Origin of the sequence: Leptolyngbya sp. AN10, assembly GCF_050565645.1 — a bacterium.
In the GTDB taxonomy this organism is placed as follows: Bacteria; Cyanobacteriota; Cyanobacteriia; order Leptolyngbyales; family Leptolyngbyaceae; genus Leptolyngbya.
In genome coordinates this window covers 230,465-251,277 of sequence record NZ_JBNXVP010000004.1, presented here as the reverse complement: position 1 = coordinate 251,277, position 20,813 = coordinate 230,465, and the positions used below count along the sequence as shown (strand labels likewise).

At 46.5% G+C, this 20,813-nt stretch carries 17 protein-coding genes; 8 read left to right on the top strand and 9 right to left on the bottom strand.

Translation table 11 applies throughout. The features are described from left to right. Window positions 1-82: 82 nt before the first annotated feature. The gene (locus ACQ4M5_RS07785) at window positions 83-1,564 is read right to left on the bottom strand and encodes a hypothetical protein (protein WP_430675014.1); all 1,482 of its coding nucleotides are present in this window, start codon (window positions 1,562-1,564) and stop codon (window positions 83-85) included. Window positions 1,565-1,791: 227 nt separating this feature from the next. Between ACQ4M5_RS07785 and ACQ4M5_RS07780 the strand changes: the two genes are divergently transcribed. From ACQ4M5_RS07780 to ACQ4M5_RS07765, 4 genes are read left to right on the top strand one after another with little or no spacing between them, the layout of a single operon-like run. Continuing rightward, entirely contained in the window at window positions 1,792-2,550 is a 759-nt protein-coding gene (locus tag ACQ4M5_RS07780; protein ID WP_430675013.1) for a peptidylprolyl isomerase, read from the top strand. Beyond that, complete coding sequence (locus ACQ4M5_RS07775; RefSeq protein WP_430675012.1) at window positions 2,547-5,549, top strand: peptidase domain-containing ABC transporter; 3,003 nt, start codon at window positions 2,547-2,549, stop codon at window positions 5,547-5,549. The genes ACQ4M5_RS07780 and ACQ4M5_RS07775 overlap by 4 nt, the downstream gene beginning before the upstream one ends. A 13-nt stretch (window positions 5,550-5,562) precedes the next feature. Continuing rightward, window positions 5,563-7,032 (top strand): HlyD family efflux transporter periplasmic adaptor subunit, encoded by a 1,470-nt coding sequence (locus ACQ4M5_RS07770; protein WP_430675011.1) that lies wholly within the window; start codon window positions 5,563-5,565, stop codon window positions 7,030-7,032. 32 nt (window positions 7,033-7,064) lie between these two features. Continuing rightward, window positions 7,065-7,580, top strand: a complete 516-nt coding sequence (locus ACQ4M5_RS07765) for a DUF1822 family protein (RefSeq protein WP_430675010.1) — start codon at window positions 7,065-7,067, stop codon at window positions 7,578-7,580. A gap of 108 nt (window positions 7,581-7,688) precedes the next feature. Here the strand turns inward: ACQ4M5_RS07765 and ACQ4M5_RS07760 are convergent, their stop codons facing one another. The 6 genes from ACQ4M5_RS07760 to ACQ4M5_RS07735 form a co-directional block, all read right to left on the bottom strand. Further along, complete coding sequence (locus tag ACQ4M5_RS07760) at window positions 7,689-7,979, bottom strand: hypothetical protein (RefSeq protein WP_430675009.1); 291 nt, start codon at window positions 7,977-7,979, stop codon at window positions 7,689-7,691. A 292-nt stretch (window positions 7,980-8,271) separates the two neighbouring features. Further along, entirely contained in the window at window positions 8,272-9,039 is a 768-nt protein-coding gene (locus ACQ4M5_RS07755) for a DUF2182 domain-containing protein (protein ID WP_430675008.1), read from the bottom strand. Continuing rightward, a complete protein-coding gene (locus ACQ4M5_RS07750; RefSeq protein ID WP_430675007.1) occupies window positions 9,036-9,458 on the bottom strand; it encodes a DUF1326 domain-containing protein in 423 nt (140 codons plus the stop codon). The genes ACQ4M5_RS07755 and ACQ4M5_RS07750 overlap by 4 nt, the downstream gene beginning before the upstream one ends. Then, a complete protein-coding gene (locus ACQ4M5_RS07745) occupies window positions 9,459-9,776 on the bottom strand; it encodes a hypothetical protein (protein WP_430675006.1) in 318 nt (105 codons plus the stop codon). Window positions 9,777-9,872: 96 nt separating this feature from the next. Further along, complete coding sequence (locus ACQ4M5_RS07740) at window positions 9,873-10,898, bottom strand: hypothetical protein (protein WP_430675005.1); 1,026 nt, start codon at window positions 10,896-10,898, stop codon at window positions 9,873-9,875. Between the two features lie 182 nt (window positions 10,899-11,080). Beyond that, window positions 11,081-11,791: a tyrosine-type recombinase/integrase gene (locus tag ACQ4M5_RS07735; protein ID WP_017292043.1), complete on the bottom strand. Its 711-nt coding sequence runs from the start codon at window positions 11,789-11,791 to the stop codon at window positions 11,081-11,083. 126 nt (window positions 11,792-11,917) lie between these two features. On the opposite strand from ACQ4M5_RS07735, the gene ACQ4M5_RS07730 reads away from it, so the two are divergent. After that, window positions 11,918-12,895: a SpoIID/LytB domain-containing protein gene (locus ACQ4M5_RS07730; RefSeq protein ID WP_430675004.1), complete on the top strand. Its 978-nt coding sequence runs from the start codon at window positions 11,918-11,920 to the stop codon at window positions 12,893-12,895. Here the strand turns inward: ACQ4M5_RS07730 and ACQ4M5_RS07725 are convergent. Next, on the bottom strand, window positions 12,890-13,753 hold the full coding sequence (locus ACQ4M5_RS07725) for a PAS domain-containing protein (protein WP_430675003.1): 864 nt from the start codon (window positions 13,751-13,753) through the stop codon (window positions 12,890-12,892). The genes ACQ4M5_RS07730 and ACQ4M5_RS07725 overlap by 6 nt on opposite strands. Before the next feature lie 337 nt (window positions 13,754-14,090). Between ACQ4M5_RS07725 and ACQ4M5_RS07720 the strand changes: the two genes are divergently transcribed. From ACQ4M5_RS07720 to ACQ4M5_RS07710, 3 genes are all read left to right on the top strand, one after another. Then, window positions 14,091-15,503, top strand: coding sequence for an AAA family ATPase (locus ACQ4M5_RS07720; protein WP_430675002.1), 1,413 nt, complete (start codon window positions 14,091-14,093; stop codon window positions 15,501-15,503). Between the two features lie 48 nt (window positions 15,504-15,551). Further along, window positions 15,552-17,267, top strand: coding sequence for a protein kinase domain-containing protein (locus ACQ4M5_RS07715; RefSeq protein WP_430675001.1), 1,716 nt, complete (start codon window positions 15,552-15,554; stop codon window positions 17,265-17,267). A gap of 150 nt (window positions 17,268-17,417) precedes the next feature. After that, window positions 17,418-18,365, top strand: coding sequence for a hypothetical protein (locus ACQ4M5_RS07710; protein WP_430675000.1), 948 nt, complete (start codon window positions 17,418-17,420; stop codon window positions 18,363-18,365). On the opposite strand, the gene ACQ4M5_RS07705 is transcribed toward ACQ4M5_RS07710, so the two are convergent. Further along, window positions 18,326-20,809 (bottom strand): CHAT domain-containing protein, encoded by a 2,484-nt coding sequence (locus tag ACQ4M5_RS07705; RefSeq protein ID WP_430674999.1) that lies wholly within the window; start codon window positions 20,807-20,809, stop codon window positions 18,326-18,328. The two genes, ACQ4M5_RS07710 and ACQ4M5_RS07705, sit on opposite strands and share 40 nt — an antisense overlap. Window positions 20,810-20,813 lie beyond the last annotated feature (4 nt).

The window sequence follows — 20,813 nt, the reverse complement described above, 5'->3', positions numbered from 1 at the left end:
ATCAATTGATATTTTCTAAATTTAAGTAAAAGAAAAGCCGACTCTAGCGCTAGAGTCGGCTTGCATAATGGAGCAATGCACATCAAATCGAATTGTTTAATTCCTCAGAATGCAACCGAGGTTTTGGCTCAGCGAGATCAGTCACTTGCTCAGGAATTTTAGCCGTCGTTGGTGGGATAAGCGGTTTAATCGATAGGGTTGCAGTCGTGTTATTCTCGGTCAATTTTCTCTGCATTTCAATTAATAGGCGACTTCCAGAGGTTTGTCTCGCTGGATGTTGGCTCGATTTAAAGGTGGAGGCAGATAGCATCTCTTCAACCGATGCTGCGGGTAAGGGAACCGTTTCATATTTCACAAGCGTAGTCATGTTCGATCGATCAACGACGGGGGCTGTAATGGGGCTAGGAGCCTCATTCAGCCTTGGAGCTTTTGCGGTTGCTGCTACTTCACTGGATGCTTGCGAATGATTCGGTCGGGTAGACACCGTAACGGTTGTCGGGGTCGGTGGTAGTTCCCGTTGTACAGGCGGCTTAGAAGCTGTGTCCGCTGTTGGACGAGGAAGATCTGCAATTGAACGATCGTGCGGCTGCCAATGATTAGAAACGTGGGGTGGCTGCGTGTAAGTAGCAGTCCTCATCGGATCAGGCACAGTCGAGATCGGGACTGAGTTAACCGATGCTTGATCGAACTGCGGTTCAGAACGAGGCGATTTAGAAGCAACGGCTTGAATCGAACTCGAAGTTGGGGCTGCGGCAACTATTGAGGGCGGTAGAGGGGGTAAAACGCGAGCAATCGATACAGGCGGATCTGGAGGAGCGATCGGGATGGATACAGGCGGATCTAGAGGAGCAACTGGGACTGAGCCATCAAGCCTTTCTGCCGTAGATGCCAGTGTTCGATCAACATTCACAGCGGTTGCGTTTTCTGGTGGAGGAGGGGGAGGAACGGCATCGAGAGTTGGAGCCTGCGATAGCGTGATAGGAAGTGGAGCCGGAGAAGTTGTGGCAATGAGTGAATTTGGCGTTTCACCTGTTTGAGCGATCGCTTGTTGCAGAAGTGCTTGGACAGGCGGGGTGTTGAAGACTTCGCTTGATCGCAGTTTTTCAAGATCCTGCATCGCTTGGTTCCAGTTGCCTTGCGAGGCGAAGTGTTGAATTGCTTGTAGCTGTTGCTCTTCTGTTGTCCAAGTTCGCCGTAACTGCTGCGACTCAGAAGCCGCAGTGGTTGCTGCTGGAATCACTTGAAGCGCAGTCAGAGCTTCTTTAATGTTTCCACGACGGTATTTTTCTTTGGCTTGAGCCAAGATTTGCTGTGACAAGGATTCTTGTAGCACTTGCGCGGATTTGAAGTGCTTACTGTTGCTTGGGACTCCGATCGTATTTTTAATTGCATCGAGCGGTAGATTCTTTCTGTTTAGAGCCTGAGCTTCGTTCAGTTGATCCTGAAAAAGCTTTTCACGGTTGGGGGGAATTGCTTTTGATGACAGCGGGTTCTGCGATAACGCATAAACGCCTAAAGACGCGATCGATACAACAGCACTACCGCCGAGTAGCAAACGACTCATAGATTTTGTTTCTCCATTACTTTTTGCAAAGCTTGCGGGGCAAGATCGATTCAATCGATCCAATATCAAATAGGGTTGAAACTTGTAGACTTATTGTAAGCACAATTTTCGTGTTCCAACGCTAGCATTAAGAAAAAATTGAGCCAGCTAACTGGATTGATAATCTTCAAAGACTGGCAACAATGTCAGGATTGATCCTACTGAAATTTCAGCAAAACAGTTTCAATATGTCTATTTGTCTTACATTCGGCAAATTAGAGCTAACTGGTGAGCAGCTTTATAACGCGATCGCGCATTATGGATTACTCAGCACCTTGCTCGAACAACTCTTTCTTGACTTCCAAGTTCTTCCTAATATCGAAGTGACTGGAGCAGATTTATTTGAACTACTCAGTGGACGCGATCGTGCGTCAATGCCTGATCCTGAAGCATTGGAGCAATTTTTGAGCGAGCGGGCACAACAGTATGAGATGTCGATCGATCAACTAAAGTCCAAGGCGATGCGCGAAATTCGGATGCAAAAACTCAAGCAACAGTTTGCACCCCAGGTTGAATCAGAGTTTTTGCGATCGCGATCAAACTACGACCAAGTAGAATTTTCACTTGTGCAAACGAGCGATGCTAACTTTGCCGCAGAAGTTTTGTTTCAAATTCGCGATGATGGCAAGGATTTTGGTGAGATTGCTCAGCGACATTCAGAAGGATCTGAGCGATCGACGCAAGGATGGGTGGGACCGATGAAGCTAGCAAACTTACCGGAGTCGATTCGAGTGTTGTTTTGCACCGGGGAAGTCGGCAAAATATACGGACCGATCGAGATTAACGGTCAGTATTGTATTGTTCGGTTGGAGCGATTTCACGGCGCGCGATTAACCGAAGTCCTCCGTACAGAGTTAATCAATTCTTTATTTACGCGTTGGCTGAGTGAGCAAACCGTTCGGGCGCGACAAGCTGAAATCGCTCAAATCAATGCGGGTGACTTATGAGTGAAATGCCGCTTCAGCCGCGATCGTTTCTGCCGACCTTTTTCAGTGCAGCGTTGTTCGAGGATTTGCTGCCAAACACTTGCTATCAGATTTCGTCAAAAGTTCGGATTAATAGTTTTCGCCCAGGACAGGTCATTCAGCCGGAACATTCATTGCCGATCGAAGTATGTTGCGTTGTCCAAGGACAAGTGCGAGTTGTCGGACCTGCGGATCAAGAATCACCAACGCTTGGAGTTCTGCATGAAGGGGAGGTGTTTGGATGGGAAAGCGTTATTCGGCGGTCTACGTTCGGATCAGTACGTGCCGCGGGTCTCGAAGAAGTCATTACACTCGGTTTAACGATCGAGGATTTTGAATCGATTCTGCAAGAGTTACTGCCGACGCTCTCAAAACACGTTAGCTTCGTTGAAGTGTACGATGTGCTACTGCGCTTTTGCAATACCATTCCGACGAAACTCAATCTGCCGGATCTAAGCGAAGTGAGTCGTCATATTGTGACTCAAAGTTGTGCGACCGTGAGGCATTGGTTTGGACAAAACGATCCGACGTTTCATCTTTCATCTAGATGTTTATGGTTTGTCAGCAGCAGTACACATCAGTCGTTACCGATTGGAACGATTGTTGAATCGATCGCAGACTTACCGCAGTTCAAATCTCGATCGCTCCCAATCCGGCTGCTAGGCATTGATCGCACCTTTTTGAGCGCAGCACTTTCGACCGGATTGTTGCCTGCACCAGACGTGATTATGGCAGATTCAGGAAGCGGAGAGTTAGTGTTGGCGCGACTTGAAGCGTTGGCAAAAACTTCTGTTCCGAAGCCTCTGCCTAATCGAACTCCCAAACTTTATCCAGCGCACACAGCGCGGAATCAAACGTTTGCGGAATCAGTCGTGACCGCGTTCTGGAATGCGTGTGAATTATTAGAAATTCCATACAAACCAGAATTTTTGCGGCAGTGGAGTCAACAGCTTGAATCGCAACCGCGAGATCGGATGGATTGGTACGCTGCGATCGCAGATGCGTTTGGATTAAGCGCTCAAACAGTAAAGTTCCCAACGACCGCAGGCGGTATATCCCGGCTACAAACGCCTGCTTTGATTCAGATTCGAGATGAATTGTGCGTTTTGTACGAAGTCAGCGATCAGGCGGTGGTGTTTGCGGCTCCATCGGGATTAGTGCGGCGTTCTTCGCGTGAGATTGCCGCTGTTCTTCAGAAGAATACGACTGGCACTGCGATCGTTCTCGGTCGTCAAGCCCAAAGCCGTACTGATCGGTTCGGTTGGTGGTGGCTAATCGGCGCATTTATGCCACAAATGCCAATGCTACTGTCCGTTTTGATAGCTTCGATCGTCGTGCAGCTTCTAGGATTGGCTAACCCGCTTCTGACGCAGCAAATCGTTGATCGTGTGATCATTAATTCTAGTCCTGGAGCGCTGCCAGTTTTTGGGGTTTTGCTGATGGGATCAAGTGCGATCGAAGCGGCAATAACTGTAGCCCGAACCTACTTGCTAAATAACACGACGAACCGCGTTGATTTACTGTTGGGATATCAGATTATTGAGCATCTGTTTAATCTACCACTGCCCTTTTTTCAAAAGCGCCCTGTGGGTGAAATTGCTGCCCGGATTAATGAACTCGAAAAAGTGCAGCAGTTTATTACAAGTACATTCTTTACAGTTGTACTAGACGTACTGTTTTCGATCATCTATGTCTGTGTAATGCTACTTTACAGTGGCGTTCTAACATTCTGTGTACTGGCGACAGTTCCCGTGATCATCGGTTTAACGCTGCTTGCGGCTCCAGTGTTTCAAGAACTGATTCGCAAGCGATCCGATCAGCACGCTCAAATGCAGTCTCATCTAATTGAGATGCTGAACGGAATGTTTACTGTCAAATCGCAGCGCATGGAATTTGCCATTCTCGCAACTTGGCGGCAACAGTATCGGGCATATCTCAAAACTGGACTCAAAACGACGATGTTAGGCACATCGTTTCAGGCAGTGAATAGTTTCGTCAGTAACTTTAGTAGCCTATTGGTGCTATGGGTCGGCTCAAATGCGGTACTCAATGGCGATCTCACACTCGGACAGTTAATTGCTTTCCGCATCATTGCGGGATACGTCACACAGCCATTGGTCCGGTTATCTGGGTTATGGCGCAATGCTCAAGAAGCTGATGTGTCGATGAATCTGTTGGCAGATGTGAAGAACGAACCGCCAGAGTTTTCAGAAGCTGATGCGCGGCGATTGGCACTTCCTCAGATTGTGGGTCATGTACAATACGATTCGGTTGAGTTTGGCTTTCAGCCTGGTCAGCTACAGCTTAATAAAGTGTCGATCGACATTCCGGCTGGAACTTTTGTCGGAGTCGTCGGGCAGAGCGGCTCCGGGAAAAGTACACTATTAAAACTGCTACCGCGCTATTACGCGCCGATGAGCGGGCAGGTTTATATCGACGACATTGATATTGCCAAAATCAATCTCAAATCCTTGCGTGAGCAGATCGGGGTAGTGCAGCAAGAACCCAACCTATTTCGGGGCACGCTGCGATCGAATATTGCAGGCGGGAACGAAGATGTTGATGAAGCAGCCGTTGTAGAAGCGGCAAAAATTGCTGAAGCGCATGATTTTATCTTAAGTTTGCCTGATGGGTATGGAACAGAAGTCGGAGAACGAGGCTCATCGCTGTCTGGAGGACAACGCCAGCGAATTGCGATCGCGGCAATGGTATATCGCAATCCGCGATTAGTCATTCTCGACGAGGCTACCAGTGCGCTCGATGCTGAAACCGAGCGGCGAGTTGTGGATAATCTCATGCGGCGATTTGCAGATAAAACTTGCTTTTTTATTACTCATCGACTCTCAAATTTGCGACGAGCGGATTTGATTTTGTATATGCAGTCCGGATTGATTGTCGAGCAAGGCTCACATCTGGAATTGATGGCTCGACGGCAGAACTATTACTGCTTGTATCAACAGCAATCACAACAACCGAGTTAACTGGAGAAGAATTATGCTGAAACGTTGGCTTTGGCAGTTGACCTATCGCATTAAGCGTCCATTAAGTTTAATCAAGCGATCCGAAGCGGAACAAGAGCAAGTTGCATCGACGTTTGAGCCGGAATATGACAATCGCCCCCGGTGGGTAATGATGGTGATCGGATCACTTGTGCTGACACTTAGTGGAACCGCTGTTTGGGCGTGTGTAGCTGAACTGGATGTCGTTGTTTCGGCGCGGGGTCGGATTGATTCATTATCCTCGGCGCAAACGCTCAAATCAATTCGGGGTGGGCGCATCACAGCAGTTCTTGCCAAGGACGGCGATGTGGTTCAATCTGGGCAACTATTAGTGCAGATTGATAAGTCAGAGTTGTTTAATCAGCTATTGTCGCTGAAGAAACAGCGCGAACCGTTTGCAGCGCAAGCAGCAGTGCTGCGGCAGGCAAGTGCAGTGCTATTCGTGAATCCGCAAGATTCAGTGCTGGCAACATTGCCAGAAATTGCAGCACTCTTGCGGCAACGCAACTTAATTAATGCTCAATTGACAAACAATCCATCGGCATTGGCTCCGGATCAATTGATTAGCTATAACTTGTTTGTGCAGCGATTAAGAACGATCGAATCAGAGCGACAAATTCAAATTGCTCAAGCGCAAGTGCAATCGATTGGCACCAATGCACAGCTCGAAAATGCAAGTGCCCAATTAAGGATTGAGCGCGATAAGCTCTCGCGTCTAGGGCAACTGTTCGCGCAAGGTGGCATTTCCCGCAACGGAGTACTTGATCAGGTTGGGGCAGCTAATGAAGTTCAAAGCCGGATTATTCAAGCACGGACGCAGCAAGCGCAAGTGCTGGCAGAACAGCAAAAGACTCAAACAACGACGCAGCAACAGCTTGATGAAGTTTATCGTCAACTGCTTGACGCGAAAGTTCAGGCAGATAGCCAAATTGCTAACAAACTCCGTGAAGCGCAAGAGCAACTGATCAAGCTTGATGCTCAGATCAGGCAAATTGATCTTGACTTAAAGGCTCAAGAAGTTGTGGCTCCAACTGCCGGAACGGTGACAGGATTAGAGGTCACGCTGCCTGGAGGCATTGTGCAACCGGGTCAGCCGTTGCTCCAAGTGATTCCGAACGAATCGATGGTTGCAACAGTTGAAATTAGTCCAACAGATATCGCCAATCTCAAAATAGGAACTCCGGTGGAAGTGCGGATTGATGCGTTGCCGTTTACTGAGTTTGGTGCGATCAAAGGGTCGATCTCGAATATCAGCAGCAACACGATTCAGAGCCAGAATGGGCAGCCTTTCTTCCGTGCTCAGATTCGACTAGATCAACCGATACTTGAGCGAGGGGCACAAAAGCATCCGTTAAAAAATGGCATGACCATCAGCGCCCAAATGAAAACGAGAACTCAACGCCCGATCGAATTAGTGTTGGGGTCGCTGATGAATTTAGCAGATTCGGCAAAGTCCGGGCGATAAGAATTGATTTTTTGTAAATCCAACTTTCAATCATGCAATACACAGATTCACTCGCACAGCCAATGGTTCCGATCGAACCATCGCTACACCACAAAGTGTTAACGCTCTCTACGCTAGATCAAACGCTTAACCCTCAAGTTCAATACCAACTTTATCTTAATCACATTGCCTTAGAGATGGGTTTCGACTGGTTGAGCGACGATCTGATGCCATATCTAACGATTCCTTATCAGAACTGGAAGCAGGTCGATGGCAGTGCTTTGCGATTCAGAAGTCGAAAGACAGTCGTAATCATTCCTGGAGATACGATCGATGCAGAAACGATGAGCATCCCCGATTACTGGTTATCAGGAACGAATCAGGGAGACTACTTTCTCTGGATACAGATTGACTGTAATGAGTTATGGCTAAAGTTTTTTGGATTCACCGATCGCAAGACGGTGGAACAATCGCCCTACAACTCGGAAAAAGAGTCTTATACAGTCCATTCAAATAATCTGGTTGCGGACATCGCGGTACTTAGCGTTATCAATCAAATTTGCTGTTAATTCACATCATTAGGCATGAAATAACAGCAAGGCTAAGTCTGGTGATTATTTGCCACATGCGCCAGTTGTGGAGAAATGTCCACAACTAGCGTTTCTTTAAGCTGTGCTTCAAATCTTGGTTGAAAAAGAGCTAGAAGAAGCAAACAAAGTTGTCTGCGAGAAACCACCAGGAATCTCGGTGGTTTGAGTCGTAGACTGCGGCTGACCTGTAGCCTTCGACTTCTCTAACAGACTTGAAAGCTGAGAACTGACATCGCCTCCAACAAAGCTAGAGCCAGCCGAAGTCGATAAATTAACAGAATACTGCAATTGGTTGCCTGCTGGCAGGAACACAGCATTCGAGCTGGCTCCTTTAGGTCCAACCGAAACGGAACCATCAGAACTGGTAATTCCACTCATAATAACTCTCCACTGATAATGTAGTGACGCAGCAGCTATGGGATTACAAGCCTATGCTTGCTTATTCAATCTTTGTCTAGGTGAAGGGATGGATTTCTAAATTGATGTCTTGCTGCTTGCTCACAATTGTAAGTCAGTTTAGTAAAAATGCAAGTATTTTGTGCTGCTATCAATAACATTGTTAACGTTTAAAGTCGATCGAAGCCGCTTGAAGTTATTAATGCGGGAGCGTGACTATCTTGATCAAAGCGATCAAGAAAAGAGTAGAAGATTCAGCAATGGAAGTCACTGCTTAGTTAATCTGAGGATAGACCACAAGCACGATCCCAAGAGCGATCATAACAACACCAATCCAGATGGATAAGTGTTCTCCGTACTTCCAAAGTCGCTCTGAAGTCATAATTGCGGTGAAAATTAGCATGTTGCTTAAATTCTCCATGCCAATCGCCGCGCATCCAACCATGAGTGCCCAACAACAGCCAAGGCAGTATAATCCATGCTGCCATCCTAAATTCCAGCTACCAATCATGCCTTGCGGATAGTACTGAGCGATAAAAGCAGACACAGAACGGCATCCTTTTAAGCAGGCTTGTTTCATTGGAGTAAATTGAAACGCTCCAACTCCGATTAGAATCAGAGGCGGAAACAATACATGATGTTTGAAATGAGGAGAAAGCCAGAAATCAAGTCCAATGTTGATCGCAATCATCGCGATCGAGAAGCTTGACCATATCACTAGATATGCAATCAGAAACAAGATTTGATTACAGGTAGCTTGAGTTGTCCCTTCAGCTTGTCGGGCATTAATTTGTACAAACTTCTCAGCGATTGGCACTGTACTCGGCAACATCATCGCAACGGTCATGAGCAGCCAGGAAGCGAAGGATCTGGTAATCGTTTCCGTCAACGGTGTGACTGATTGGTGATGCCTCGTGAGGTGCTGATGATCATGTCCAGTGAGCATTAATAGAAGCCACGCGATCGCAACAATAGTCCAAATAAGTAGGCGACTGCTCCAGTTAATCCAAGCAGTAGATCCGAATGGACGTGATGAATTCATGATGAATAGGTAAAAGGTTTTGACCGATTTTTTTCACGGATGCAACTGCCGCCCATCCATAGTTGGGCGAATCCATGCTGTGGTTTGTATTGAATTGGAAAGACATTTACCGATTGGCAGGGCGGAAGTGCAAGATTGATGTCTGCAAGAATGCCGCCCAGAGAACCATTAAATGCTTGCACTAATTGAGTAATCTGTTCGCTTGTGGCGCGGTCGTCGATCATTAGAATTGAGGTTTGATTCGCTTCTTGTATCCATCGCACGATCGTCAAAGAATCAACTGAAACAGATTGAACATTGCCAGACTCGATGTAATAAGCGACAAAGCTATCACAAGCGGTGAATTGATCCCAGCACGCGCAATTGATTTCTATTCGACAGCCGCAGCTTCCGATGCTTTGCCCGATTAGCTCGTACATTTAGAACAATTTGGGAGAATACCACTCAGAGGGTGAAGTAGAGTCGAAGGAAAGCGGTTGAGTCGTTGAATTACTGCTAGAACAGCCACAACTACATCCTCCACACGCGATCGCGCAGCCACAGGAACTCATGCTTGAGATTGCAGAATCATCAATTCTGCTACCACCGAAAATGGAGCGAAAGCTGTCTAAAACTTCTTGATTTTGATCAAACGCTCCTAGTGAACTTGCGATCGCAGCGAGAATTTCCAGGCGCTCAGTTGGTAAGACAATATTTTCAAACGGATGAGAGTCCGTTCGAGCAGGATCAGAGTTCATAAATTTCTTGAAAGCTAGTAACGAATTGGAATCGCTGTTTGTTCTAATCCTAAATCGAAGTTCTAGAACTTTGACGCTTAACTTAAAAAAACATTATTAAGAAGATCGCTTTTTAGGTTTGTGTGCAGGCTTGAGCTTAAACACTGACTGCATGAAACTAGCTATTGTGTCGGTGGGTGCATCTTGTACGCGAACGAGAACTTCGTTCGCATATTCAATCAGTTGTCGATCGTGCATTGAAGATAATTTATTTGGAGCCTTGAGTGCAATCTGAGTCATCTTTTCTTGAAGAACCAGCCCTGACAGCGAGGACCCGATGCGGCAAGATTCTTCAGTCGCTTGATACTCAAAGATGAGTCGATTCGAGTGATCCCGAACGACGAAGCCTGCATCGTTAAATTCAATCTGCCAGGAGTCTGAAGTTGCTTCCGATAATTGTACCCAGCGCTTAAGAATTTCTCGAACTCGATCCTTATCAGATTTTATAAATTCAAACTGTTGTTTAGCACCAACAGGGGATGGCTTGGGTGCTGGTGGTGTGGAAGCAGAATTACGCTTAGCTTGCGTTTTTTTCAGTTCAACAATCTCTAACCCTTTGTTGGAAGGTGAGTTCTTTTGAGTTAGGTTCGATCCGAAATCGCGAGTCGGAACAATCGGCTGAGTCGATACGGAAACAGCGCCTGCGGGGGGTCTCAGCGGATCAACTTGACTAGATTGATGCGATAAGGGTTCAATGGCACCAGGTAATGGAATAATCACGTCGTTCAACGATGCAGCCTGTTCAGGAGCATGAACGGTTTTAATTTGCCAGTTTTCCGGCGATAAACTGCCATCAAGACATCGCGGAAACCGCACACGACTTAATGAACGGGGGATGTGAGTATAAGGATCAAACGACCTGATGACTAAATCGACTTCGACCTCAGACATGTCTTCAGGAAGATGGTACTCCAAAACTGTGAATAACTTTGGCGTTATTGCATTGTTTCTATGGGTAAGTGCATAAGTTTTCCCAGGAATGTACACCAATCGACCTAAATAGCGATCGCGAATCGATGCTGCGGGAAAGTCGATAAAAATCGCAGCGTCTTTCGCATAGATTTTTGCTTGAGGAGAAGACATTGAAGAAACTCTAGGGAAAGGTCTTTAAAGCATATCTATTGATATAGTTTCCCCTATAAATGGCAGATCTAAGGGCGACGAGTGAGGAAATGCTACACGTCAAAAGGATTTAATCTACATACTATCAAAGGTTTCTCAATCCACAAGTAATTTTTCCTTGCTCTTCATCATTCGCTAGTGAGCTACAAGAGAATATATTCACGCTTTTTTGTGCTCGTAGCGCCGTAGAGTTCTCCAGGCTCGGCATCAATGCCTACTCTTTTTAACGCGGTTTCGATAATGCCATAGACTTGTGTGGAGCTGAGCTTTCTGCCTCTAGCGCCATAAAATACATAGTCATCGAGCGATCGACCTTGACGTAACTGGATGAATTCCGACCAAATTGGGTCATCTAAGACAATGGTGCGCTCGTACTTTTTGTAGCGTACTTTGATTGATTTCTTGTCTGGATCGACATCAAACCAAGTGAGCGGCAAAATCTCGGAAATCTTGCACTTGGCGATCGTTAGCAATAAAATTACTCGGTTGCGGAGTTCTGGTTCACCATTGATGAGCAAATCTTTTTTAAAGACGATATAAGTATCGGGTCGCTGTTTGCTAAAAGATTTAGGGTTAACTGAAACTGCTTGATATAAAGCGCTGTCGCAGAGTCCTTTACTCCCCATATCTTTGAGGAACGCCCGAATCGCCGTTCGGTAGGTACGCAAAGAGTTTTCAGATCCATTCAGATCACCAATTTTGGCTTGAACGGATTTTGGTGACAATTGCCTTAGCTGGTCTAGATCTAAACTTAAGCAAAATTGCTTAAGTCCTCGTTCATAAGTGGTCTTAGTGTTAATAGTTCCAGGATGGTTTTCGAGCCACTCTGAGAAAACTTGTTCTAATGACAACATAATGAAATGGATTGATTACATATCCCATGATATTGAATATTTTTTGTTTTCTGATCGTCGTTATACAATGAGTCCAAGCAGAGAAGCAACATTACCGCTCTGTCCCTAGTCTCGCAGTTTTTTATCATGCCTAGATCTATCGCTGATTCAGCGGGAAATTTGCTGTTTCTTGGATTCAGTGCTGTTCTTCAATTAACAACACCGATTGCAAATAAAGAGCCAGCTTCCTCAACGATAATTCCACCGTCAGTGTCAAAATCGAGTTTGGATCAACAGTCTCGATCGACTTCAACCCAAAAAATGGTTGATCGTTCAGCAATGTCTGTAGCTCAACCAAAGTTTTCACGATTGGGAGATCGTCCTTCGCCAATGGGGTTACAATCGCCTGCTCCCCAGAAGTCCATTCGTGACGTTCGCATCCTGGTTGCTGAAGCACAAACAATTTCGATCGGAGGAACAAATTCTGTTCTCATCCGCGACACATCTGGAAGGGGGATCGCAAAATTACAGCCGAACCAGGCATACTGGGTAAGCCAGAATACAGGTGGAATTCAGATTGGCAACGGACAACTGACAAACGATCTGTGGCTTGAATCAGACGGACCGATTTGGGTTAACGATCGCGCTTATCACGGTCGAGTTCGATTAATCAACAATGGTGACGGATTATTAGCGATTAATACATTGGATTTAGAAACTTATCTAACGAGCGTAGTGGGCGCAGAAATGCCATCAAGCTGGCATACAGAAGCTTTGAAAGCGCAAGCGATCGCCGCTCGATCCTATGCAGTTGCGCTGATGCAGCAGCCACCGAGCGATTGGTACGACTTAGGGAACGACGAACGCTTTCAAGTGTATCGTGGACTTGAAAGCGTCACTCCGGAAACGATTGCTGCTGTTGAATCAACTCAGCATCAAGTGTTAGTGCAAGATGGGAAAGTACTCATGTCAGAATATGCTTCAACTGAAGAAGTTACACAGGAGGCTCATGCTGGACAAGGAATGTCACAGGCAACAGCGCAACAATTAGCAAATATGGGATATTCCCACTTGCACCTCTTAGGGAACTTTTACCGAGGAGCTGGACTCGCTCGACTATTATGAATGAGACGATCGTGGAATTTTTGTGGTTAATGAACCTACGTTAACTTTGCATGATCGCAGAACGAGACCCCCAACAATCGATCGTTCATCACAGACAATTGTTTCTAAATACACCCAGTCATTTTGACGACTTTGAAGGCGGTAAAGGATTTGAGGATCAACCTTTTGAGATTGATGAATTGCTTTGAGGGTTTGAGCAACGCGCGATCGATCTCTTGGGTGAACAAAGGCTAGAAACTCTTCGCCTAACAGGGCATCCGCAGAAGCGCCAAGCAACCCCTCGATTGTCGAATTAACGTAGGCAATGCAATTGTTTTCATCGAGAACAACGACTAATTCAACTCGACTTTGCATTAATGTTCGCCACTTCGTTTCTTGGCGGCGATAAGCTGACTGTAACTGATTAATCCGGGTCACGTCGCGCGTCATTTCGATCAGCATCGGGTTCCTGCCTGTGATCAAAACTTTGCCTTTTGATCGTAACCAGCGCTCTTCGCCGTCGCAATCCACAATGCAAAAATCTAATTCAAATTCGTTTCCACTTGAGATTGCGCCTTGGATTGCTTGATCCAATCGCACTCGATGGTCTGGATGCACAAATTCTAAGTACTGTTGATAGTGCCCTTCAAAGCGATCGTTACCCAGGGCATACAACTCCGCCTGTCGCTTTGACGCTTTAACTGCGAGAGTCTTCAAATTCCATTCCGCAAATCCGGTTTCCTGGGCAAGTTCAACCAGTACAGCGCGATTGTAGCGTGCCAGTTCGGAGGGTTTGAGAGAGCGGACCTGAAAGTATCGCACGAGGTATCCAACGAAGATACCCAGCAGAATACCGAGCAGAAGAATAAGGAAAGACATTATTACTGGCTTCTAGGGGCTAGGCTCATCAAGCAAAACGGATTGCTCTTGGACATTTATTTGTACTGGTAGTCTCTACTTCTAAAAATCACCTGATTTTATTCTTATAGCGTAGCTAGCAGAATTCCGTAAAGACTCTCAATATTCCTTCCATAAAATTAAACGGTTTTTAGGCTGAGATTACTTGCTTAATACGAGTAAAATCAGCTTGCCTGCTTTTAATTCTCGGTCAACTTACGAAGTTTTGAGAAGCATGGCAAGATAGAAGATAAATCTGAGTGTTAAGAAGGGAAACCTTATTTTAATCAGGTGATTTTCTATGAGTAGGGTTTGAAGTATGGAAAAACCGAGAAAAACCGCCATTTCTAGTCAAGCCCCTACTTTAGAAGAGCCGCAAATCGATGCGAATATTCTGATCCGATTGCTACAAGTCGCGATCGGTCGAGATTTTGAAGCGGCAGAGGTAGCGCTACTCAAGACCCTGATTCAAGATCCGTGCCTGAATTTTCAAGCAGTAGCAGACAAAACCGGATATCAGATGTATTATCTGCGGGGACAAGTTGGACCGAGACTCTGGGCAGATTTCACAGAGGTCTTCGGTCGATCGTATGGGGCGGAAATCGGCAAGCGAAATTTTGGCGACTTCATTCATTGTTTCTCCGAGAAGTTGTCACTGATGCCCAACTCCTTTCTACAGCAAGACTTAGAGCAGCATCAGATTGCCCAAATCTTCGAGCCTGGTGAAGGCGAATGGGCAATCGCCCCCTTAGAGTCTTGGTTTTACGGCAGGTCAAAAGAACTTGATTCCTTGGGTGAGTTGCTGAGCCAGTATCGGCTTGTCGCGCTCATCGGTGACGTAGGTGTGGGAAAAACAGCCTTGGCTGCGCGTTGGACTGAGCGGTTTGGCGCAAAGAGTTTTGATCGTGTTATTTGGAAATCGATCGCTCACGCCCCGGAACCAGACATACTACTCAATGAGCTGCTTCAGGAGTTTGAAGTCAAAGAATTGCCTCAGAAGTTATCTGAGAAGATGAGCGCTTTGATGCAGATCATGAAGCAGCAGCGGTGCCTTATCGTGCTTGATAGCGCGGAGAGTCTGATTAAAACCACTGCGATTACGGCACTTGATCCCTATACGTCACCAGATTATGGGCGAATGATTCGGTTTTTTGCCGAAGAGCCGCATCAAAGCTCCTTACTGTTCATCAGTCGTCGCAGATTCAACGATGTGCTGCGATTAAGTCGTGCAAATCGGGCGGCTGCTACAATGCGGCTAGAGGGATTACAGCCAAAGGAGGCACAGCGAATTTTTGAAGCTTACGGGTTAAAAAATTCAAGTGACTGGCAAAGGTTGGCTCAAATTTACTCTGGAAATCCAGAGTACTTAATTTCTATTAGTGAATATATTCAAACTGTTTTCAGTGGAAACGTGCAAGAGTTCTTGCGCTGCGACACTGTTATTGTGCCTGATATCGCTTGTCAAGAGTACATCAATCAAATTCGGGAAATTAATGCAGAGCATCGTGCGCTTTTATTTCATCTTGCAGCGCTAAAGGACCCGGTTCATTTTGATCAGTTGCTCGTTAGTCTGGCTACTTCAATGAAGTCGCAGTCTGCTTTAATCAAGGCACTAAACGATTTAGCTGAAATGAATTTGGTTGAAAAACAGCAGAACAACGCGCTACTATTTTGTTTAAATCCTATTGTAAAAAAAGTAATTCTGTCGTTTCCATTTATTGATGGATCTTGATTTGTGTGTTTCAAGCTGTAGTGATTGATATAACCACTAAACAATCGTGTGTATTGCATTAATCCAAACTGTCCTGATCCTCAACGCAGCGCTGAAGCAAATCAATGCTTAGCTTGTGGCGCACCCCTGTTGTTTCATGGCTATCAAGCCATTGCGTTGATTGAGAAAACGCAGCACAGTGAGATTTTTGAAGTTGTAGCAGAGAATAATGACGGTGGGACGATTCGCCGCATTATGAAAGTAATTCAAGCGGAGACGAGCGATCGCAAGCGCATCGAGTTGTTCGAGCGAGAATATGCGGTACTGTCGTGGCTGAATCATCCAAATATTCCTCGTGTTGATCTGGATGATCTCTTTCGAGTTTCAATGCCAAATGGTCATGAGATGCTGTGTCTTGTGATGCAGAAGATGGAAGGTGAAACACTAGAGCAATGGATTACTCAGAACGGACCAATCTCTGAGAAGATGGCTCTAGAGTGGCTACGACAATTAGTTGCACCTGAGATCGAGCAAGATCCAGAGTCGTCTCCGGGCGTACTGGCGTACTTACATCAGAACCACATCGTGCATCGAGATCTCAAACCGAGCAATCTGATTTTGCAGCCGAGCGGGAAGCTGGCACTGATTGATTTTGGTGGAGTGTGTGAATTAACGAACACTTACCAAGCAGAGATTGCTGCAAATCGTCGCAGTGTTACTGTCATTACATCACCCGGATATTCAGCCCCAGAACAAATTAACGCTCAAGTCTTGCTTGCTTCGGATTTCTATGCGTTGGGTAGAACGTGGGTCCGTTTGCTGACGGCACAACTGCCGATTGATTTGATTGATCCCCAAACCAACCAATTGCAGTGGCATCGGTGCGCGCCCCAAATTTCAAGACCGTTTGCACGTTGGCTTGATACGTTAATGTCACCCACTCCGGATCGTCGTCCTCCGACAACGATTGCAATTTATGAAACATTAACTTATCAACTGCCACAGCGAATTCGCGTGAGTCGAATTCTCAATTCTTGGGCGTTTAAGGTAACTGCAACCGGAGTTTCTGTTGCGATCATCATCGGGGCGGGCATCATTTTTAATTCCTGGAGATCTGATGAAGCTTTGCGGCGCGGTCTTCAGAATCTGCAAGCTGAGCAGTATCAAACAGCACGTAGGGAGCTTGAAGTCGCGGTTCGCCTCAACGATCGCTCCTCAGATGCTCACTCAAATTTGGGGCTGGCGTGTTACTACCTCGGCGATGATCCTTGCGCGATCAAGCAGTACAGGCGGGCGATCGATCTAATGCCGGACAACTGGCAGGCACACTACAATCTAGGAGCACTTTACGATCGTCAAGGTAAGATTCCTTTAGCAATCGAGCACTACACAAAAGCCACAAACGGCTCGAATGACCTAAAAGCCCTAGCAATCAACAACATTGCCCGTCTGAAGAACCGACAGCGGCAGTACGCCGAAGCAGAAGCACTCGTGCGATCAGTCCTTGACTTAACACAGACAAACTCGACCTTGGCATCTCTGTATAAGAATTTAGGTTGGGCATTGTTTGGATTAAAACAGTATACCGAAGCACAAGTGGCACTGGAAAAAGCGTTGCCGCTCGATCCAACCCGGATTGACACTTATTGTCTACTGGCGTTTGTTAAACAAGCACGAAATTTTGACGCTGAAGCTGAAAGAAGCACCTGTAAGTTCTCGGTTTCGAGATTGCCTTTGCCCGAAGTTAAGGAATGGCAACGACAGCTTGATAAGCAAAAGGGATAATTGATTTATGCTTTTAGAGCTATGGTGAAATTTAAAGAAGGATAAGAATATTGACTTGGATAGATTGTCTTTCTTTATGAACATAGATTAACTAATCAAGTAGTATCTGCCATCGCTCTGTTCGTAAGTCGTGTAAGAATTGAGAATTTCGTGATTTATCTGGAAAAACGCAATCCATTTTTGTTGATTGGACTGTTTGCCGCTGCGATTGTTGACCTGCTTGCTCCCCAGCCTGCGTATTCTATTCCTCGGCAGTGTATTCCGATCGCGTATGTCCTCAGCGATGGCGATCGCAATTTCAAACGGGGATCGCTCTTATGCCAAGGGGATACAATTCAGCGATCCCTCACCGTATTATGTTTTGCCACTGGGAAAATCGTCGCTCTCGGAAGCGGAAAAATTCCGCCAACCGGATGCGGACTTCCGAAAGAAACCGGACCGCAAGCGTGTGGAACCCGCTTCCAATTTTGTGTACGCCCACGAGGAACCAACGCCGCGAACTTGCAAATTTTACAGCCTTACGGCAGCAACACCACCAAATTACGTCCGCGATTTAGCTGGCGAAGCGTTCCGGGAGCCACAAGTTACCGGGTTCGAGTTTTGGGAACTGTATCGTGGAGCATTGCAACGACTCAATCCCAGCTTGCTTATCCTGAGAATCAACCCGCATTCAAGCCAGGGGGGGCTTATCGAATTGTCATCACGGCACATCGCGAGAATCAGACGTTGCTGAGCGGTGAACAAACGATCAACGTCTTGCCGCAATCGCGAATTTCAGAGATAAACCGCGCGATCGCAGCGCTGCAACAACTCAACCTTGACCCCGATGAAGCGACAGTACTGGGGATCGATTCAATTTACCGAGCGAATGGACTAATCGATGAATCGATCGGGGCACTCGCGGCACGAGTGAAAGCAGGCAGTCGTTCCGCTCAGGTGTATCGGTTACTAAGCGAACGGTATCGACTGGTGGGAGAGGATGAAATGGCAAAACAGTTAGACCAGGCAGCGCAACGCCTAACTGTATCAGAAAGCTTAGATTCGCAACAATCCGCAGATCAAGCCGCCCCAACCAGCACGAACGCACTCCAAAAGTAAGGGTTTGAATACGGGGAGTTTTGCAGGCTAATTTGAGCTTGTTGTAAGGCGATCGCCTTTGACTGTCCGGCTGCCAGATTTCTGTAGAAATTCTGCACCAGTAATGCGGTCGCCGCATCATCGACCAGCCAAAGACTCGCGACTGTGCTGCGAGCGCCTGACTGTGCCGCGATTCCAGCCAGTCCGAGTGTAGAGCGAACGTCGCCCTTCGCCGTTTGGCACGCGCTTAACACAAGCAGATCAATCTCAGCCGATGTCCGGGATTTCAGTAACACGCTTAGTTGCGGAGCGGTAATTAACCGATTCCAAGCAACGACAAATGTTTCGTCAGGGACTGAGCTAAATTGCCCGTGGGTCGCAATGTGAATGATGTTGTAGTTGCCCTGCTGGATTTTGTCCTCCAATCGCTCCAGAGTGAACTCTTGATTAAGAATTTCGCTACCCGGAAATGCAGATCGAATTGCTTGAACTTCTGACTCAACGTTTGTAAGTGGCGGTAGTATCTGGTTGATTCTGCGATCGCGAAGGCTCGGACTGCTTTCGCTCAGAGCGGCAATCAATGTGTTTCTTCCTCTGGAACGCTGATCTTGAGCAATTTCAGAGCCGATTGAGAGTCGTAGGGGATACCGTTGACTCAAGTAAGTCTTGCCATCATATAGAAGTCCAACTGGCATTCCTTGTAACGTGTTATCCAAAACAAAAGCAATCCGACCCTTCTTCGCTAAAAATCCAGCGCGTTCAGCCGGAGCAATGATCTGGTCATAGAGGGTTTGACCATACTCTTTAAGGATAGTTTCATCGGGCAGCACGACACGATCGTTTTGAACAACATTTTGCAGATTAAACGTCAATCCATTCAGCGCATTTTGAACAGCATCCGCATCTGCGCGATAGAAACGCTGCGTTCCTAGAGCGGATTGCACAATTACGCCAATGCTTCGATTCAAATTAAGAATATAAAAAATCGTCTCATCCGGAGATTGCGGTTGCTGCGAGAGTGGAACCAGCGCTAAACGTCCACATTGCAAAAAATTTTCAACTTCTGCAATTCTCAATCGATTATACGTTTCGATAATCGGCGATAGATTTGATTGGGACTGCTCAACCAGTAAATCCATATACTCACGGTAGATGGGCTCAACTTGTTCGCGGAAGGACAATTGTACGTCAGAGGAGATCGGCAGTAGATTCCCACGGACCCGATCTAAATTCTCGATCGCTGACTGGTAATACCTTAATGCGAGGGCTGCGTTTCCTTGCTGTTTGGCAATTTTTGCAAGTTCTTGCTCCCACTGGTAAGCCGCATCGCTGGCTTGCGCGGATTCCGCCATTGACAGCGCTTCACTCAGTTGCGATTGTGCTGTTTTCAAATCTTTGCGCTGATGTGCCAATTGTCCAAGCGTTCCGAGGCTATATGAAATCGCACGGGGGTTTGAGAGTGTTTTTGCAGTGACGAGTGCTTCAGTGGCAAGCTGAGTGGCAGCAGGATTAATGGATTGCCCGACCTGCGTTTGCTCGATTAAACTGTTCACGACATTCAAGCGAGCGTACACCTGCTCGATCGGCGAAAATGCAGCAAAGTTCGTTTGAACCACGATTGAGGATAACTTAATGATTCGATCGCGAGCCGCTTGATCGAGTGCCACAATTTCAGGAAGCTGATTATTTTGCTCTTGCTGAGTTGTAATCCATTGCGATAGATCAGCTAAGAAGCTGAATTGATTGATTTGGGCTTTCAATTTGCTCGAATCAACAGCGGCAGCTTGTTCATAGCGCGTTAGAACCGTTTCGGCTTGCGATTTTAGCTCGATCATGCCCGTTCCCAAGGTTTCTGAATCGCTACTCCGAGAAACGCGATCGCGTAGTTGGCTATAAATAGCACGTTCCACATTTCCCAGCGCTAGTTGAATTTCTCCACGTCGTTGTGGCGCGGCTGTTTTTTCGATTGATTGCAAGGCAAGCTTTGCATTCGATAAATCCCCAATAAGTTGCAGCGCTATTCCTAAATGCTGCACAGCAAGCTGCTGCGTTAAATTCGGTCGAATACGCGACAAATCGAGTGACGACACTTCAGTAGAGCGAAGCTGTTTTGAACACAATGTGTTGGCACTTGGCAACTGCAGCGCTTCCTGCGCCAACACTTGACAAGCCTGGGGATATTGTCCGAGTGATCGCAGCGCAAGGCTTTGATTGATTGCGCTCCCAATCACTCCTTCTTGATTTTTGGTCTGGCGGTATGAATCACTTGCAGCTCGCCAGAGTTTTAGGGCAGCCGTCGTATTGCCTTGATTAAATTGGGTAAAGCCCTGAGCAGTCAACTCATCAGGAGCAGTCATACTCGCACTTACGTTATTTCCAAAACTCACGGAGAGTGCTGAGCAAGCAAGTACAAGCGCCAATCCAAGCAAAAACTGAACGAAGCGAGTAAACAATTTATACACCATAAAT

Coding starts and splice junctions, on each gene's coding strand:
- ACQ4M5_RS07770 (WP_430675011.1), top strand. CDS start 5,563: ATGCTGAAACGTTGGCTTTGGCAGTTGACCTATCGCATTAAGCGTCCA.
- ACQ4M5_RS07735 (WP_017292043.1), bottom strand. CDS start 11,791: ATGTTGTCATTAGAACAAGTTTTCTCAGAGTGGCTCGAAAACCATCCT.
- ACQ4M5_RS07760 (WP_430675009.1), bottom strand. CDS start 7,979: ATGAGTGGAATTACCAGTTCTGATGGTTCCGTTTCGGTTGGACCTAAA.
- ACQ4M5_RS07745 (WP_430675006.1), bottom strand. CDS start 9,776: ATGAACTCTGATCCTGCTCGAACGGACTCTCATCCGTTTGAAAATATT.
- ACQ4M5_RS07720 (WP_430675002.1), top strand. CDS start 14,091: ATGGAAAAACCGAGAAAAACCGCCATTTCTAGTCAAGCCCCTACTTTA.
- ACQ4M5_RS07725 (WP_430675003.1), bottom strand. CDS start 13,753: ATGTCTTTCCTTATTCTTCTGCTCGGTATTCTGCTGGGTATCTTCGTT.
- ACQ4M5_RS07780 (WP_430675013.1), top strand. CDS start 1,792: ATGTCTATTTGTCTTACATTCGGCAAATTAGAGCTAACTGGTGAGCAG.
- ACQ4M5_RS07755 (WP_430675008.1), bottom strand. CDS start 9,039: ATGAATTCATCACGTCCATTCGGATCTACTGCTTGGATTAACTGGAGC.
- ACQ4M5_RS07775 (WP_430675012.1), top strand. CDS start 2,547: ATGAGTGAAATGCCGCTTCAGCCGCGATCGTTTCTGCCGACCTTTTTC.
- ACQ4M5_RS07785 (WP_430675014.1), bottom strand. CDS start 1,564: ATGAGTCGTTTGCTACTCGGCGGTAGTGCTGTTGTATCGATCGCGTCT.
- ACQ4M5_RS07750 (WP_430675007.1), bottom strand. CDS start 9,458: ATGTACGAGCTAATCGGGCAAAGCATCGGAAGCTGCGGCTGTCGAATA.
- ACQ4M5_RS07705 (WP_430674999.1), bottom strand. CDS start 20,809: ATGGTGTATAAATTGTTTACTCGCTTCGTTCAGTTTTTGCTTGGATTG.
- ACQ4M5_RS07765 (WP_430675010.1), top strand. CDS start 7,065: ATGCAATACACAGATTCACTCGCACAGCCAATGGTTCCGATCGAACCA.
- ACQ4M5_RS07740 (WP_430675005.1), bottom strand. CDS start 10,898: ATGTCTTCTCCTCAAGCAAAAATCTATGCGAAAGACGCTGCGATTTTT.
- ACQ4M5_RS07730 (WP_430675004.1), top strand. CDS start 11,918: ATGCCTAGATCTATCGCTGATTCAGCGGGAAATTTGCTGTTTCTTGGA.